Origin of the sequence: Brachybacterium sp. ACRRE (assembly GCF_022346485.1) — a bacterium.
Taxonomy (GTDB): domain Bacteria; phylum Actinomycetota; class Actinomycetes; order Actinomycetales; family Dermabacteraceae; genus Brachybacterium; species Brachybacterium halotolerans.
The window spans coordinates 104509-120361 of the sequence record NZ_JAKRMO010000001.1 but is presented as its reverse complement, the minus strand read 5'-3'; the positions used below and the strand labels follow the sequence as shown (position 1 = coordinate 120361).

Annotated in this window: 13 protein-coding genes and 1 tRNA gene; 6 read left to right on the top strand and 8 right to left on the bottom strand. The window is 70.4% G+C overall.

Features of this window, described 5'->3' with window-relative positions:
- Positions 1-108 precede the first annotated feature (108 nt).
- On the top strand, positions 109-735 hold the full coding sequence (locus MHY49_RS00530) for a superoxide dismutase (protein ID WP_239201773.1): 627 nt from the start codon (positions 109-111) through the stop codon (positions 733-735).
- Between the two features lie 362 nt (positions 736-1097).
- Positions 1098-1682 (top strand): single-stranded DNA-binding protein, encoded by a 585-nt coding sequence (locus MHY49_RS00525; protein WP_239201657.1) that lies wholly within the window; start codon positions 1098-1100, stop codon positions 1680-1682.
- A 25-nt stretch (positions 1683-1707) separates the two neighbouring features.
- Here MHY49_RS00525 and MHY49_RS00520 read toward each other — a convergent pair whose 3' ends face one another.
- Positions 1708-2253, bottom strand: coding sequence for a PPA1309 family protein (locus MHY49_RS00520; RefSeq protein WP_239201654.1), 546 nt, complete (start codon positions 2251-2253; stop codon positions 1708-1710).
- A gap of 146 nt (positions 2254-2399) precedes the next feature.
- Here MHY49_RS00520 and MHY49_RS00515 point away from each other — a divergent pair, with 146 nt between their 5' ends.
- The gene (locus tag MHY49_RS00515) at positions 2400-5534 is read left to right on the top strand and encodes a UPF0182 family protein (RefSeq protein ID WP_239201652.1); all 3135 of its coding nucleotides are present in this window, start codon (positions 2400-2402) and stop codon (positions 5532-5534) included.
- 188 nt (positions 5535-5722) lie between these two features.
- Positions 5723-5796, top strand: a tRNA-Met gene (locus MHY49_RS00510).
- A 106-nt stretch (positions 5797-5902) separates the two neighbouring features.
- On the opposite strand, the gene MHY49_RS00505 is transcribed toward MHY49_RS00510, so the two are convergent.
- The 4 genes from MHY49_RS00505 to MHY49_RS00490 all read right to left on the bottom strand — a co-directional run bounded on the left by MHY49_RS00505 (position 5903) and on the right by MHY49_RS00490 (position 9127).
- A complete protein-coding gene (locus MHY49_RS00505) occupies positions 5903-6397 on the bottom strand; it encodes a nuclear transport factor 2 family protein (protein WP_239201650.1) in 495 nt (164 codons plus the stop codon).
- A 69-nt stretch (positions 6398-6466) separates the two neighbouring features.
- Complete coding sequence (locus MHY49_RS00500; RefSeq protein WP_239201648.1) at positions 6467-7327, bottom strand: SDR family oxidoreductase; 861 nt, start codon at positions 7325-7327, stop codon at positions 6467-6469.
- Positions 7324-8331 carry a PLP-dependent cysteine synthase family protein gene (locus MHY49_RS00495; protein ID WP_239201646.1) on the bottom strand — a complete coding sequence of 336 codons (1008 nt, stop codon included), beginning with the start codon at positions 8329-8331 and terminating at the stop codon, positions 7324-7326. Before MHY49_RS00495 ends, MHY49_RS00500 begins: the two co-directional genes overlap by 4 nt.
- Before the next feature lie 160 nt (positions 8332-8491).
- Positions 8492-9127: a peroxidase-related enzyme gene (locus MHY49_RS00490; RefSeq protein WP_239201645.1), complete on the bottom strand. Its 636-nt coding sequence runs from the start codon at positions 9125-9127 to the stop codon at positions 8492-8494.
- 324 nt (positions 9128-9451) lie between these two features.
- Here MHY49_RS00490 and MHY49_RS00485 point away from each other — a divergent pair, with 324 nt between their 5' ends.
- Entirely contained in the window at positions 9452-10093 is a 642-nt protein-coding gene (locus MHY49_RS00485; protein WP_239201643.1) for an SGNH/GDSL hydrolase family protein, read from the top strand.
- Positions 10094-10108: 15 nt separating this feature from the next.
- On the opposite strand, the gene MHY49_RS00480 is transcribed toward MHY49_RS00485, so the two are convergent.
- Both MHY49_RS00480 and MHY49_RS00475 read right to left on the bottom strand, forming a co-directional pair.
- Positions 10109-10909 carry a crotonobetainyl-CoA--carnitine CoA-transferase gene (locus MHY49_RS00480; RefSeq protein WP_239201641.1) on the bottom strand — a complete coding sequence of 267 codons (801 nt, stop codon included), beginning with the start codon at positions 10907-10909 and terminating at the stop codon, positions 10109-10111.
- 16 nt (positions 10910-10925) lie between these two features.
- On the bottom strand, positions 10926-12146 hold the full coding sequence (locus MHY49_RS00475; protein ID WP_239201639.1) for a pyrophosphate--fructose-6-phosphate 1-phosphotransferase: 1221 nt from the start codon (positions 12144-12146) through the stop codon (positions 10926-10928).
- A 220-nt stretch (positions 12147-12366) separates the two neighbouring features.
- Between MHY49_RS00475 and MHY49_RS00470 the strand changes: the two genes are divergently transcribed.
- Complete coding sequence (locus MHY49_RS00470; protein ID WP_239201637.1) at positions 12367-14901, top strand: esterase-like activity of phytase family protein; 2535 nt, start codon at positions 12367-12369, stop codon at positions 14899-14901.
- A 35-nt stretch (positions 14902-14936) separates the two neighbouring features.
- Here the strand turns inward: MHY49_RS00470 and MHY49_RS00465 are convergent, their stop codons facing one another.
- Positions 14937-15728 carry an inositol monophosphatase family protein gene (locus MHY49_RS00465; RefSeq protein ID WP_239201634.1) on the bottom strand — a complete coding sequence of 264 codons (792 nt, stop codon included), beginning with the start codon at positions 15726-15728 and terminating at the stop codon, positions 14937-14939.
- Positions 15729-15853: the final 125 nt, after the last annotated feature.

The window sequence follows — 15853 nt, the reverse complement described above, 5'->3', positions numbered from 1 at the left end:
CCCTGTGTGAACGCGTCCTGCCCGCATGCAGGGCCGACGTGGCAGGATGGAGGACACGGCGGGACCCGTCTGCGGTCCCCGCGACCTCGAATGGAAGGGATGAACCTCATGGCGGAGTACACGCTTCCCGATCTCGACTATGACTACGCGGCGCTGGAGCCCCATATCTCGGGCCGGATCATGGAGCTGCACCATGACAAGCACCATGCGACGTACGTGAAGGGCGCGAACACGGCGCTGGAGAAGCTGGCGGCGGCGCGCGAGGCGAACGATTTCGGCTCGATCAACCAGCTGTCGAAGGACCTGGCGTTCAACCTGGGTGGTCACACGAACCACTCGATCTTCTGGAAGAACCTCTCCCCGGAGGGCGGGGACAAGCCCACGGGTGAGCTCGCGAGCGCGATCGACGAGTACTTCGGGTCGTTCGATGCGTTCCAGGCGCAGTTCACGGCGGCGGCCCTGGGGATCCAGGGGTCGGGCTGGGCGATCCTGGCGTACGAGCCGATCGCGGGGAACCTGGTGATCGAGCAGTTCTACGATCAGCAGAACGGGATCCCGGTCGCGACGGTGCCGCTGTTCCAGCTGGACATGTGGGAGCACGCGTTCTACCTGGATTACCAGAACGTGAAGGCCGATTATGTGAAGGCGATCTGGAACATCGTGAACTGGGCGGATGTCCAGGCGCGGTTCGAGAACGCGCGCAGCACGAAGGGCCTGGTCAACCCCGGCGCCTGAGACGCCACGACCCACCTGATCCGCTGACCCCCGCGCGGGCGCCCGAGCACCGGCGCCGCCTGCGGGGCGAGCGATCAGCTCGACCGGCGGTCGACTCCTCGTGAGGAGTCGACCGCCGGTCTCTTCATGTCTCGTCATGTCTCGTGGACTCGACGGGGCCAGGCGGAGGCGCCGATGCGCCGGACGCCGCCCCACCCGCTCCCGGCACGGCGTTCGCGCCTCGACCCCGCGGGTCCTCCCCAGCGTCGGTTTTCCCCATTCCTGCCGCGTCCGTGGCGGTCGGCGCGGTTGCTGGGAACTCTGGGGGAGTCGGCAGAGGGCCGACGGCGGGCCGAGCCCCGCCTCTGAGGAAGGAACCCGCCATGAGCATGAGGGATGTCTACGTCACCGTCCGCGGCAACGCCACGAGCGACGCCCACGTCACGAACAACCAGAGCGAGCCGACCGTGATGGTGCGGATCGCCGTGAACCGCCGCTACTACGACAAGGGGACCGACGACTTCAAGGACGCCGCCACCCCGGACTTCTTCAACATCTACGGCACGAAGGCGCTGGGCAGGAACATGCTGCGCTCGGTGAAGAAGGGCGACCCGGTCATCGCGACCGGCCGCCTCAGCTATTCCGAGTGGACATGGGAGGACGGCTCCGAGGGACGCAGCATGCAGGTGCGCGCGGACGCGGTGGGCCATGATCTCGTGTTCGGCACCACGCACATGACGCGCGCCCAGCGCCACGACGATCCGCCGGTCGACGTCACCACCGGAGAGGTCCTCACCGGTGGACAGCCCTCCATGGTGCGGCCCCTCCGCGGGGTCGTGGGCGACGACGGGGACGATGTGCCCGCCGTCACGCAGCCCGAGGGCTCCTCGGATGGCGCAGGGCCGGAGGAGGACGAGAGCAGGCAGCTCGCCGGTCAGGGAGCGGGCGGCTCCGACGCTCCGTTCTGAACCGGGTCCCCGCAGCGGACCGGGCTCACTCCTCCCCGGTGACGGCCTCGCGGATCGCCGCGACGACATCGGGGAGGAGCTGCGCGCCGAGCGTGACCTCCTTGTGGCCCTCGCGGCGCAGCGCGCAGAACATGGTGCCGTCCTCGAGGGCGGCGACCGCCGCGCGCATGCTGCCGGCGCCGGTGGGGAGCGAGTCCTCGGGGGCGCGCTCCTCGCGCTGCGCGGCGCTCAGGTCGAAGCACGCGGCCAGACCGGTGATGCCCTCGGGCCACGCGAGGGCCGAGAGCGAGGAGAGGGGATCGGAATCCGCGGGCACGTCGTCGAGCTCGACGGGGGTGAGGTGCCGGGAGTCCTGGGCCAGGCTCAGCGCCACGTCATCGCCCAGCAGCGCCGCGAGCCCCGGCTGCTCGGCCAGCAGCTGAGCGCTGCGCAGGAGGGCGAACCAGTGGACGCGCTCGAGCGTCGGCTCCTCGAGGTGGCGCAGCACCTCCAGGAGCACGCCGGCCAGGGCCGCCTGCGCGGGGTCGAGGTCGTCGTGCGGGGCATCGGCCCCAGGGGGAGTCTCACTCATCACAATCCTTCCAGGGGAGACCTGGCAAGATGGGAGGGCCACCGTTGCACGCGGTCGGCCACACACTGTATCCGGAGCGGCGTCTCCTCCACCCGGCGATGAAGCCCCGGTGCGGTGTTCATCCCACGACTCTCCCAGAGGACCCCGTGAGCTTCTCCGCACCGCTCGGCGACCAGCCCCGACCCCGACCACAGCCGGCCGGTGCCGGTTCGTCGGGGAGGCGTCGCCGCATCTCCCCGCTCTCGATCACGATCGGCGTGCTCGCGCTCATCGTGATCCTCCTGCTGATCGCCTCCGCGGTATGGACCAGATTCCTCTGGTTCGACCAGATCGGCTTCACCGACGTGCTCACCACGCGCTGGCTGACGCAGGGGCTCCTGTTCCTGATCGGCTTCCTGGTGTTCGCGGTGCCGCTGTACTTCTCCCTGCGCCTGACCTACACGCGCCGACCGGTCTACCCGCCGGTGACGCGCGAGCAGGAGGCCATGGAGCAGTTCCGCGCGGCCGTGGACCCGCTGCGCCGCGGCATCACGATCGTCGCGCCCATCGTCATCGGCGCCTTCGCCGGTCTCGCCGCGACCCGACGCTGGCAGGACGTGCAGCTGTTCCTGCACCCCCAGTCCTACGGCAGCACCGACGCGGTGTTCGGCCTGGACGTCGGCTTCTACGTGTTCACGCTGCCGGTGATCACGATGATCATCTCGTTCCTGCAGTTCATGGTGCTGGTCTCCGCAGTCGCGGCCGTGGCCGGGCACTTCGTGTACGGCGGGATCAGCTGGACGCAGGAGAGCGGCCTCGAGGTCACCACGACGGCGCGTCGCCACCTCGGGATCCTCGCCGCCGTCTACGTGCTGCTGCTGGGCGTGGGCCACTGGTTCCACCGCTACGGCATGCTCACCGGCGAGCACGACCGCTTCGACGGAGCCTCCTACACGGACGTCCACGCGATCCTGCCCGCCCAGACGATCCTCGCGATCGCCGCGGTCATCGTCGCGGCCCTCTTCGTGCTCTGGATCTGGCGGGCCGACTGGCGGATCCCCGCCGTCGGCGCAGGCCTCATGGTGCTCTCCACCCTCGTGGTGGGCACCGCCTACCCGTGGGCCATCCAGCAGTTCAAGGTGACCCCGAACGAGCGCGCCCTCGAGCAGCCCTACATCCAGCGCAACATCGAGGCGACGCGCACGGCGTGGAACGTCGACGACGTCACCGAGACCTCGTACTCCGCGTCCACCACAGCCGAGGCGGGCGCCCTGCGCGAGGACGCCGACACCACCGCGCAGATCCGGCTGCTGGACCCCTCGATCGTCTCCCCGACGTTCGAGCAGCGCGAGGCGAACCGCCAGTACTGGGGCTTCGACCAGGTGCTCAGCGTGGACCGCTACACGATCGACGACCGCCTCCAGGACACCGTGATCGGTGTGCGCGAGCTGCGGCCGGACAAGTTCAACCTCGACAGCCGCGGCTGGGTCAACCGGCACATCGTCTACACGCACGGCTACGGCCTCGCCGCCGCCTACGGCAACCAGCGCAACTCCGACGGCGAGCCCGACTTCCTGCAGTCCGGTGTCCCCGGCAAGGGCGAGCTGGGCGACTTCGAGGAGCGCGTCTACTTCGGCCGCCACTCCCCGGACTACTCGATCGTCGGCGGGCCCGAGGGCTCGGAGCCCGAGGAGTTCGACTACCAGACCGGGACCGACGAGAAGAACGAAGGCGCCCAGCACAACAACACCTTCACCGGTGACGGCGGCCCGAAGGTGGGCAGCTTCTTCAACCGCCTGCTGTACGCGATCAAGTTCCGCGACCCCAACATCGTCATCTCCAGCTACGTCAACTCCGACTCGCAGATCCTCTACGACCGTCAGCCGCAGGAGCGCGTGAAGGAGGTCGCGCCGTTCCTGCAGCTGGACTCCGAGATGTACCCGGCGGTCGTGGACGGGCAGATGGTGTGGGTGATCGACGGCTACACGACCACCGACGCCTACCCGTACTCGACGAAGCAGAACCTGGACTCCGCCACGGTCGACTCCAAGACCGCCGAGGAGGACGCGAGCGACAACTACCGGGACGCGCACGCCAACTACATGCGCAATTCCGTGAAGGCCACCGTCAACGCCTTCGACGGCAGCGTGAACCTGTACACCTGGGACACCGAGGACCCGATCCTCAAGTCGTGGCAGCAGGTGTTCCCGGACTCGCTGAAGCCCGCCTCGGAGATCTCCGGCGACCTCATGAGCCATCTGCGCTACCCGGCCGACTACTTCAAGGCCCAGCGCGAGATCCTCGCGAAGTACCACGTGACGGAGGCCGACGAGTTCTTCGGCCAGCAGGACTTCTGGCAGGTCTCGCCGGACCCGACGGCGAAGGCATCGACCAACGCCGACGGCTCCAAGGGCTCCCAGGCCCCGCAGCCGCCGTACTACCTCACGATGCAGATGCCGGGGGAGGAGTCCCCGCGCTTCACACTGTCCTCGAACTACATCCCCTATCAGGGGCAGAGCGGGCAGAACGTGATGACGGGCCTGCTCGCGGTGGACTCGGAGACGGGGAACAAGGCAGGGAACCCGGCCAAGAGCTTCGGCAAGATGAACCTCCTGGTGCTCCCGACGACGAACCCCGTCAACGGTCCCGGGCAGGTCCAGGCCACCTTCAACGCCGAGCCCAACGTCTCGCAGGCGCTGAACCTGCTGAAGTCGGGGAACTCGGAGGTCATCAACGGCAACCTGCTCACCGTCCCCGTGGGCGGAGGCCTGCTGTACGTCCAGCCCGTCTACATCCAGTCCTCCTCCGCGGGCGGCGGCACCCAGTACCCGCTGCTGCAGATGGTGCTGGTCTCCTTCGGGGACAAGATCGGCTTCGCGCCGACGCTCGACGAGGCGCTCGACAAGGTGTTCGAGGGCGACTCGGGTGCGAACGCGGGCGACGCGAAGGTCCAGAGCGACCAGAGCGATGCGGTCTCGGGCTCCGTGGACACCGAGAGCGGGGAGGCCGACAAGAGCGACGCCTCGGACTCCTCGAAGGATTCTGGCAGCTCCGGCGACGCCGGGTCGGACACGGCCGGCGGCACCGCCCAGCAGCGCCTGGACCAGGCGCTGAAGGACATGGACCAGGCCACGAAGGATGCCGACGCCGCGATGAAGAAGGGCGACTGGAACGCCTACGGCAAGGCGCAGGACGAGCTCTCCGACGCTCTGCAGCGGGCGGTCGACGCCAACAGCGAGCTCGAGGGCTCCGGCGGCGCGGCGAGCGACGGCGGGGGCGCGAGCGACGGCGGCGGGGACTGACCTCGCGACCGTGACCGCGTCGGCCGGACCCGCGCCCGTGGGTCCGGCCGACGTCCGCGCGGATGCTCGCGGCGGTTCGGAGTCCCCTCTGACCAGGGCCATCGGAAGGCGGTGACGTGTCATGGCACACGTTCCCGCCCTCCCGGCTGGACTCCGAATCGGGGGTGTCCTAGAGTTGAACATGTCGCCGCGGGGTGGAGCAGTTCGGTAGCTCGCCGGGCTCATAACCCGGAGGTCGTAGGTTCAAATCCTGCCCCCGCTACGAAGAGAAGGCCCCCGATCCGGAAACGGATCGGGGGCCTTCGACTTATGCCCTGGTGATGCGACGTCGGACCCCGCAGGGCCCTGAGCGTCACACCCCGTCCGGCCTACAGCCACTCCTGTGCGAGCGTCCGACGGATGTTCTCGAGGTCGTCGTCCTCGAGGGGCACGAGATCGCGGGTGATCGACTTCAGCGCGAGCTCGCGCCGCGCGATCCTCCATCCCGCCTCGACCCTGCGCAGGTCGTCCACGTAGACGCCGGTGCCGCGGATCAGCAGGAACGCGGTCGGATCCTCCGTGGTCTGCAGGGTCGTCCAGAGGGCCTCGGTCACCGCATGCGCCTCATCGCCCGCGATGCGAGCGCGGGTCTTGCCCACCAGATGCTGGCCGCTCAGGCGCGTGCGATCGTTCCTCGAGAGCGCGGTGACCAGGCTCTGCGGTGTGTGCGTCACGGCACGGTCGATGAGCACGATCTCCGCGTCGGGCAGGAAGGCGTCCTCGAGGAGCTCCCATGCGCGCTGATCCAGCGCGTGGGAGTACGCGTTGATCGCGCCGTCGATGCCGGCGCGATCCACGAGGTGCTGCAGTCTCGGGTCGGTCATGGGTGAGTTCCTTTCACAGAGGTGTGGTGCTCGGGGCCAGGACGGACCGAGTGCGAGGAGCGTTCCCGGTCAGCCCCACCGGATGGTCGATCCGGCGTCGATCGTGAGATGGGCGCCGGTGATGAAGCGCGCCTCGTCCGAGGCGAGGAAGAGCACCGCGTGGGCGACGTCGATCGGGTCGATCCATGGGGTGTCCAGGAGCTTTCCCCGCGAGAACGTCTCGATGACGTCCTCGGGTCGGGGATCGGGGAGGTCCGGCCGATAGCGGCGCAGGTTCTCCGCGTTGAGCACCAGGTCGGTGCCGACTGCCGTGGGGTGGGTCGTGTTGACGCGCCCGCGGTACGGGCCGAGCTCGTGCGCCCAGGTCTCCGCGAGCCCGACCAGTGCGGTCTTGGTCGCCGTGTACGCGGATGAGTTCGCTCCACCACGCACGCCCGCGGTCGACGAGGCGAGGACGACGCTCGAGCCGCGCGGGTTCTCCTTCAGATGGGGGAACGTGGCCTGAGCTGTGTGGAACACGCCCGTGAGATTGATGGACACCACGCTGTCCCAGGTGTCCTGGGCGATGTCCTCGACCGGCCCCTCGGGACGGAGCACGCCGGCGTTGGCGAAGACGATGTCGAGCGCACCGAAGGCCCGGACCCCGCGGTCCGCGGCGTCCGTCAGGGAGTCGCGGTCGGTGACGTCGGCGGCGAGTGGGAGCAGGGCGTCAGGATCGGGAAGGTCCTCACGCAGTCGGCGCAGGGTCTCCTGCTGGGATGCGAGGTCGACGGCGATCACGCGGGCGCCCTCCTCGATCAGCCGCAGAGCGGTCGCCGAGCCGATGCCGCCGGCCGCGCCGGTGATGAACGCGGTGCGGCCGGCGACGCGCCCGCTCCCTCCCGTCGGGATGGACCCGGGGGAGCGAGGATCCGGCGGCGGAGGTGTCACGCGGCGTCCCCCAGGGGCTTGTACAGCCCCGTGGAGAGGTACTTGAAGCCGTTGTCGGGGTAGATCACCACGATGTTCTTCCCCTCGGCCTCCGGTCGCCGGGCGACGCGCAGGGCCGCCGTCAGCGCGGCGGCCGCGGAGGTCCCGAGGAACAGCCCGTCGGTTTTGGCCGTCTCCTGAGCGGTGCGGTACGCCTCCTCCGCCTGCACGTCGATGACCTCGTCGAAGGCGAATCCGTTCTCGAGGTTCGAGCGGATCAGAGTGGGCACGAACTCGTCGGGGACGTCGTGCACGGGCAGTGTGCCGTCGATGATGTTCCCTGTGAAGTCCTCGCTGTCGGGGCGGGAGGAGTCCGCCGCCTGGACGCCGACGATCGTGACGTCGGGGTTCTGCTCGCGCAGGTAGCGGCCGGTGCCGACGATCGTCCCTGCGGTGCCGGCGGCGGCCACGAAGTAGTCCACCTGCCCGTCGGTGTCCTCCCAGATCTCGGGTCCGGTGGTGCGGTAGTGGAACTCCTGGTTCGCCTCGTTGACGGTCTGTCCGGCGTAGTGGAAGCCCTGCTCCTCGGCGATGCGGGTGATGCCGCGGATGAGGTCGTCGATGACGAGGCCCTTCTCCTCGAAGTCGGCGATCTCCTCGATGTCGGTGAAGGAGTGGGTGTCCAGGCCGAAGCCGTTGAAGATGTCCACCCTCTCCTGGGTGGTGCCCGGCTCCAGGTAGGGGATGAACTCGAGTCCCAGGGCATGACCGATCGAGGCGAGGGAGATCCCGGTGTTCCCGCTGGTCACGTCGATCAACGTGCTGCCCTCGGAGATCAGCCCCTTCGCCCTGGCGTCCTCGATGAGGGCCAGCGCGAGTCGATCCTTCACGCTCCCCGAGGGGTTGAGGTATTCGAGCTTGCCGATCACGTGCGCGGAGATCCCGTGCTTCTTCTGGTAGTTGCTCAGCTCGACCAGGGGCGTGTTGCCGACGAGCTCGGCGATGGACTGGTGGATGCGCGACAAGGCGTCGTTCCTTCCTGCGGTTCTGCATGGCCCGGGGCGGTGCGGGCGGTGCGGGGTGTTCAGCTGTTCAGCGCGGCGATCTGGGCGTTGAGGGTCTCGGGATCCGGCAGCACGGCAAGGGCGATCGAGATCCGGTTGGTGGTGGCCGCGGCGGTGGGGCTCATGCGTCGAAGAACTGCGCGTCGGGCAGCACGTTCAGGGCGATGGTGAGCCTGTTGCCGGCGGCGAAGGCGATCACCACGAAGAGAGCCTCGATGATCTGCTCGCTGCTCAGGCCCTGCGCGCGGAGCCCCGCGATGTCGGCATCCCCGAGGGCATGCACGTCGAGCGAGACCGTGCGCGCGAAATCGGCCAGCGCGCGGCGACGTTCGTCGAGCTCTGCCACCTCGCGGTCGTCCAGGCCGATCCGGGTGGCGAGCGCGTGGTCGTGGATCGCCCTCCCGTAGGACTGGATGTGGTTCAGCCGGCAGTAGCTGCAGCCGTTGGCGGCCGAGGAGACGAGGGCGAGGAAGTCCCTGTCCTCCTGGCTGAGCGCCCCCTTCCGTCCGAGCAGGCCCAGCAGCAGGGTGTTGAGGTGCTGCGCGTGCTCGCCCGCGAGGGCGGAGGCGGCGGCCCAGTTCGGGAGGTAGCCGAGCTGAGATTCGAGGCCGTCGAGCTGCTCCTGGAGGGCGGAGGGGAGTTCCTCGCGCCGGGCGAGGGGGAGTCGGGAGATCTCGGAGTGCTGCTCGTCGGTGCTCGATGCGGCCGTGTCCCGCACGGTCGTCGCGGTCGGCTCCTGGGTGGCAGTGGTGGTCATGGGTCCTCCGTCGCGTGGGGTGCGGATCGGTCGTGCGCACGGCGGGTCGATGACTCGCACGCACATAAGCACACTAGATGGGGCACATAAGCGGAGCAAGGGGTGTGGGACAGAGCGACTCACGCGTACATCTGCGACGACGTTCCCGTTGTGCCCTGGGCGCCCGACGGTCCGCGTGTTCGTGCCGCGCAGGAGACCCGGCTCGGTGAGCGTGATCCAGGGCGGGCCGGGCCGGGGCCGGGGCCGGGGCCAGGGCCGGGGGCTTCGGACCGCCCCGGGATGCGAGGACCCGCGCGCGCCCTCGCGGTCTGAGAAGATCAGCCCATGAACGACACCGCCGTCACCGCCCGCACCCTCGTCTTCATCGGGGACTCGATCACCGACGCCGGACGTCGTGAGGACCCGGAGCGCCTCGGGTACGGATATGTGCGGCTGATCGCCGAGCACTTCGCGGCTCATGAGCCGGACGCGAAGGTCCTGAACACGGGGATCGGCGGGAACCGCGTGCCCGATCTGGTGGCGCGGTTCGGTCCGGACTGCCTGGACCTCGCGCCCGACGTCGTCACCCTCTACGTGGGCGTGAACGACACCTGGCGCCGCTTCGACAGCGACGACCCCACCTCCGTGGAGGACTTCGAGGCCGGGTACCGCTATCTGCTCGATCAGCTCTCGGGCGCGCGGCCGGGCGTGTCCGTGCTGCTGATCCTCCCGTTCGTCGCCGACATCGACGAGGAGAAGGCCCGCTTTCACGAGGACCTCGATCCCAAGGTCGCGCGGATCCGCGCGCTCGCCCGCGAGTTCGGCCACCCCGTCGTGGACACCGAGCACCTGCTGGAGCGCGCCTACGCCGCCGGCCACACCCCGGCGACCATCGCCGAGGACGGCGTGCACCCGACGATCGCGGGGCACCGCCTGCTGGCCGACGCCTGGCTCGAGGCCTTCGCGACGGTGGACCCGCGGCGCTGACGCGGCCCGGCCGCCTCAGCGCAGCGGGCGGGCGGTGACGTCGACCGAGAGGAAGCCGCGGCGGAACGTCCGCCGGTCGATGACCAGCAGCTCGTCGGGCCTCCACGGATTGCGCAGAGAGATTTCGCCCGTCGCCCGGTCGCATCCCACGATCGCCATCACGTGGTTCGCCGGCAGCGGCCCGCGCGCCGTGATCACGCGGGGCGAGAGCGGGTGGGTGGAGGCGAGCACGGGGCGTCCCTCGTCGAGCCATCCCCGCAGGCGATCGGGGCGGGGGAGCAGCACGTGCGTGCGCGCTGGGATCCCCGTGAGCAGCCGGAGGCCGAACCGTCCGAGCCCCCGACCGAGCAACCGATAGGACCCGGCGACATGGATCGCGGCGGCCTTCTCCACGAGGCCCGGCCACCCCGGTGCGTCACCGGCGCCCCCGGGTGCGGATCCGGACCCAGCCCCAGACCCGGACCCAGCCTCGGCCCCGGACCGGGACTGGAGTGCGCCCACCCAGCGGCCCCGTGCGTCGACCGGCATCGCCCGATCCACCGCGATGCGCACGCGGCCCCCGCGCAGCAGGACTCCGACGCTGCTCGACCCGTCGTGCCCCCTGATCATCCCCGCGATGCGCGCGGGCGCCGCCTCGTGGACCGCGAGCATCGCCGCCGCCACCCAGCAGTCGCCGAACGCGCCCTGGCGCGGACGGGCGTCGAGGTCCAGCGCGGAGCCGTCGACGCGGAAGCCGACGCCCGCGGGGCCCGCGGACAGCACGCGCGCCCGCCGTACAGGGACGACGAGCGCGCGCAGCCGGCGACGCCAGCTCATGGACGGGAGACCCTGATCAGTGGGCCTCGACGGGCTCGACGTCCTGGCCGATGCGCGCCATGACCTCACCGAACCAGGGCTGGGAGATGTCGAAGGCCTTGTGGCCGGCGATGCGCTCGAACTCGATCGCGCGCAGCAGATCGCCCCGCTCCTCGTCGTGCCCGATCACGCCGGTGCCGCCCTCGAGGGCGACTTGCACGGCGAGGTCCGTCATGGACTTGATGAGGCGCAGATCCTCCGCGTTCGCCTTGGCCGAGCGCGAGAAGTAGCCGGACTTCTGCACCATGACCTTCTCCGCGCCCAGGCGCTCCGCGAACTGCTTCGCGAACCACTGGCCGGGGTTGATCGTGTCGAGCTTGACGTGGCCGAAGGGGTCCTTCTCGGGCTCCTCGCCGCGGGCCTGCATCTCGGCGACGATCTCGGGGATGCCCGCGCCCTCCGAGAGGAAGATGTTCACGCAGCCGGCCTCGTCCATGACGGCCTTGAGACGCTCGGCCTCGCCCTCGATGTCGAGCTTCATCTCGGGGAGGAACACGGCGTGCACGTCCCAGCGCTCGGGCGTGTGGCCGATGCCGGGCAGCCACTGCTGCTGGGCGTGCCACTGCTGGTAGTACTCGGCGGCCTGCGCCGTGAGGTATCCACAGGAGCGGCCCATGATCTCGTGGATGATGAGCATGCGCGGGTTCGAGCCGTGCTCCGCGAGGACGTTCTGGGCGAAGACGCTGGTCTGCTCGGCAGCGGTCTTCGCGCCCAGGGACTGGCGGATCGGCACGATGTCGTTGTCGATCGTCTTGGGCAGTCCCACGACCTGCAGGTCGAAGCCGTTGTCGTGGAGATGCTTGGCCAGGTCCGCGGCGGTGGTGTTGGTGTCGTCGCCGCCGATCGTGTGGAGCACGTCCACGCCGTCGGCCTTGAGCTTGTTCGCGGCGACCTCGAGCGCGTCCTCGCCCTCCTGGATGAGCCCGCGCTTGACGAGGTCGGCGGTGTTGGTGAGCTTCACGCGGGAGTTGCCGATGGGGGAGCCGCCGTAGTTGTGCAGGATCCCGGCGTGCTTGCGCACCTCGTCGTCCACGACGATCTTCTCGCCGGAGAGCAGGCCCCAGTAGCCGTGCTTGTAGGCGATGATCTCGACGTCGGGCACGAGCTCGGTGTAGCGCTCGATCAGACCTCCCACGGCGGAGGAGAGGCAGGGGGCGTAGCCGCCGGCGGTGAGCAGTGCGACGCGCTTGATCGTCATGGGTCAGGTCCTTCGCGGTGTACGGGACGTGCGCGCACGGATGCGGACCGCGCAGCGCGTGGACAACACGGCCATCGTATCGGCCGGGTGCGCGGACACGCTCCGGCGGCCCGCACGTCGGACCCCGTTCACCCCCGCGTCATGCGCCCCTGGTGCCATGGGCGGGTCCCCTCCCCGGCGGCGCGGCCGCGCCGCCCACCTCTCCTCGGAAGGCATCCCCATGCCCCGCACCGCGCAGCCGCACCGTCCTGTCCTCCTGCCCCGCCTCGCCGTGCTCGGCGCCTGCACGGCGCTCTGCCTGGGCGGGACGGCTCTCGTGCCGTTCGGGCAGGACGACGCCCGTGCCCAGGGCGGCGGGCCCGTCCCGGCGCACGGCTCCGACGGTCACGGCGCGGGCAGCGGGCACGGGAAGGGCCACGGCAGCGGAGAGGGCCACGGCACGGACGGCACGTTCTTCACCCGCACTGCGACCATGCCCGCCTACGCGAACACCTCGAAGGACGAGGACGCGGTCGCCGAGATCTCCACGGTCACGTCCGACGGCCGCACGGTCGTCTCCACGGACTCCGCCGGGGGCACCGTGGGCTTCACCGACATCTCGGACCCCGACGATCCGAAGCCGCTCGGCGCGACCGAGGTCGACGGCGAGCCGACGTCCGTCCACGCGGTCGGCTCGCGGATCCTCGTCGTCGTCGACGACACGGACGGCGATCTCGCCCATCCCGCGGGCCACGTGTCGGTCCTCGACGCCCGCACGCGCGAGGAGGTGCGCAGGATCGACCTGGGCGGGCAGCCCGACTCGATCGACGTCACGGCCGACGGACGCGCCGCCGTCATCGCCATCGAGAACCAGCGCGACGAGGAGACCGCCCCCGCGGGCGGCGAGAAGGGCGACCTGCCGCAGGCGCCCACCGGCTGGCTCTCGGTGATCGACCTCCAAGGCTCCGTCTCCAGCTGGGACGCGCAGAAGGTCGACCTCGGCACGATCGACGGCGCCGTGGCTCCCGAGGACCTCGAGCCCGAGTACGTGAAGGTGAGCCCCGACGACACCCGCGTCGCCGTGACGCTGCAGGAGAACAACGCGATCGCGATCGTCGACATCGACCGGCGCAGGGTCGTGAGCGGCTTCAGCGCCGGCACCGCCACCGTGAAGGGCGTGGACGCGACGGACGACGGCGACATCGACGCCTCCGACACCATCACCGACGTGCCCCGCGAGCCCGACGGCATCGGCTGGATCGACGACGAGCACGTCGCCACCGCCGACGAGGGCGACTGGAAGGGCGGCAGCCGCACCTGGAGCATCTTCGACGCGCGCACCGGCGAGGTCACCTGGGACTCCGGGAACCCGTTCGAGCAGATCGGCGTGAGCATCGGCCAGTACCCCGAATCGCGCTCGGACACGAAGGGCACCGAGCCCGAGGGGCTCGCCGTGGCCGACTACGGCGACCGGCGCCTCGCCTTCGTGGGCAGCGAGCGCGGCAACTATGTCGCCGTCTACGACGTCACCGATCCCGCCGCGCCCGTCTACCAGCAGGCGCTCTCCTCGACGCCCGGCCCCGAGGGCATCCTCCCGATCCCGGAGCGGAACCTCGTGGTCGTCTCGAGCGAGGAGGACGACGCCGACGCCCGTGTGCGCGCGAGCCTGCAGGTCTACCGCATGGACGCCGGGAGGGACGAGGACCGCACGATCGTCTCGGCCGACGATCCGAGCGGCTCCGCGCTCCCGTGGGGCGCGCTCAGCGATCTCAGCGCGGTGCCCGGCAGCGACCGCGAGTTCCTCTCGGTGAGCGACAGCGGCTTCACCACGAGCGCGCTCTTCCGGATCGACGCATCCTCGAAGCCCGCCGTCGTCCGGGAGCGCCTCGCCCTGACCCGCGACGGCGCACCGCTCGAGCCCGATCTCGAGGGCGTCACGGCCCTGGACGACGGCACGGCATGGGTCGCCGCGGAAGGCGCCCGCGACGCGGACACGGGGGACTGGAGCATCGAGAACTCCCTGATGCACGTGGATGCGCAGGGCAGGGTCACCGAGACCGTGCCCCTGCCCGATGACGTGGCGAAGGGTCTGAAGAACCGCGGCTTCGAGGGCGTCACCGCGACGTCCGACGGCCGCGCCCTGGTCGCCGTGATCCAGGGGGTCGTGGACGGCGACCCCGACGACACCGCGCGCGTGGCCCGGTACGACCTCGCCTCGAAGACCTGGAGCTACTGGGGCTACCGGCTCGGCGGCACCGACGTCGCAGGGGACCAGGTGGGCCTCAGTGCGATCACCGACCTCGGGCACGGCCGCTTCGCCGTCATCGAGCGCGACTCCCTGAACGGGCCCGACGCCGCGCGCAAGCAGATCGTCACCTTCACCCTGCCGGGCACGGGCGCGACGGGCGCGAGCCACGACCCGCCGTCGGTGAAGCGTCAGGGCGAGCCCTACGATCTGCTGCCGCTGCTGCGTTCCACCGACGGATGGACGCAGGAGAAGGTCGAGTCGCTGGCGGTCGCGGACGATGGCGGCGTCTACGTCGTCACCGACAACGACGCGCTCGAGGACGCCAACGGCGAGACCCTGTTCGCCCGCGCCGGATGGCTCGTCGACGGCCGTGTCCAGTCGCGGCCCGGCGATTCGAACGGCCACGGCCACGGGCACGGGAAGAGCGGCGGCAAGGGCGGCGGCGAGGGTAGCGGCGAGGACCACGGCCGGGGGCACGGCATGCACCGCGGGACGGGACACGGCACCGGGCGCGATCACCGGGGCTGAGCCGCCGGGGCGGCTCAGTCGCTCGGAGCGACGCGTCAGTCGCGCGCGGCGAGGGCCTCGAGCGTCTCCTCGTGCAGGTGGCCGTTGGTGGCCACCGCGTTGCCGCCGAAGGGGCCGTCCTCGCCGTCGAGCGAGGTGAAGCGGCCGCCGGCCTCCGTGACGATCGGGACGAGCGCGGCCATGTCGTGGAGCTTGAGCTCGGGCTCGGTCGCGACGTCGACCGCGCCCTCGGCCAGCAGCATGTACGACCAGAAATCGCCGTAGGCGCGGGTGCGCCAGAAGCGCTGCATGAAGTTGAGCATCTGGGGGAGCCGGTCGAGGTCCGCCCAGCCGTGCAGCGACGAGTAGGACAGCGAGGCATCCTCGATGCTCCGCACGTCCGAGACCTGCATCTTCGTCGCCGCGTTCAGACGCGTGCCCGTCCACGCGTCGGTCCCGGATCCCGCCCACCAGCGGCGCGAGAGCCCGGGCGCGGAGACCAGGCCGACAACGGTCTCGCCGTCCTCGACGAGACCGATGAGCGTCGCCCACACGGGCACTCCGCGCACGAAGTTCGAGGTGCCGTCGATCGGGTCGATGATCCACTGGCGGGGGGAGTGGCCGGTGGAGCCGAACTCCTCGCCGATCACCTGATCGCGCGAGCGGGAGCGGGCGAGCTGGGCGCGCACGAGCTCCTCCGCCGCGGTGTCGGCGTCGGTGACCTCTGTCAGATCCGGCTTGGTCTCGACCGTGAGGTCCTGGGCCTTGAAGCGGGACATGGTGAGCTGATCGACCGCATCGGCGAGGACGTGGGCGAGCCGCAGATCATCGGCGAATCGAGAGGACATGCGCCCAACCCTACGGCCTGGGCGCCCCGATTCCCGGCACCGCCCACGCCGCGCTCACGACTGCCGCGCCCGCGACCGCCGCGCTCACGACCACCGCGCCCGCGACCGCCGCGCCCGCGACCGTC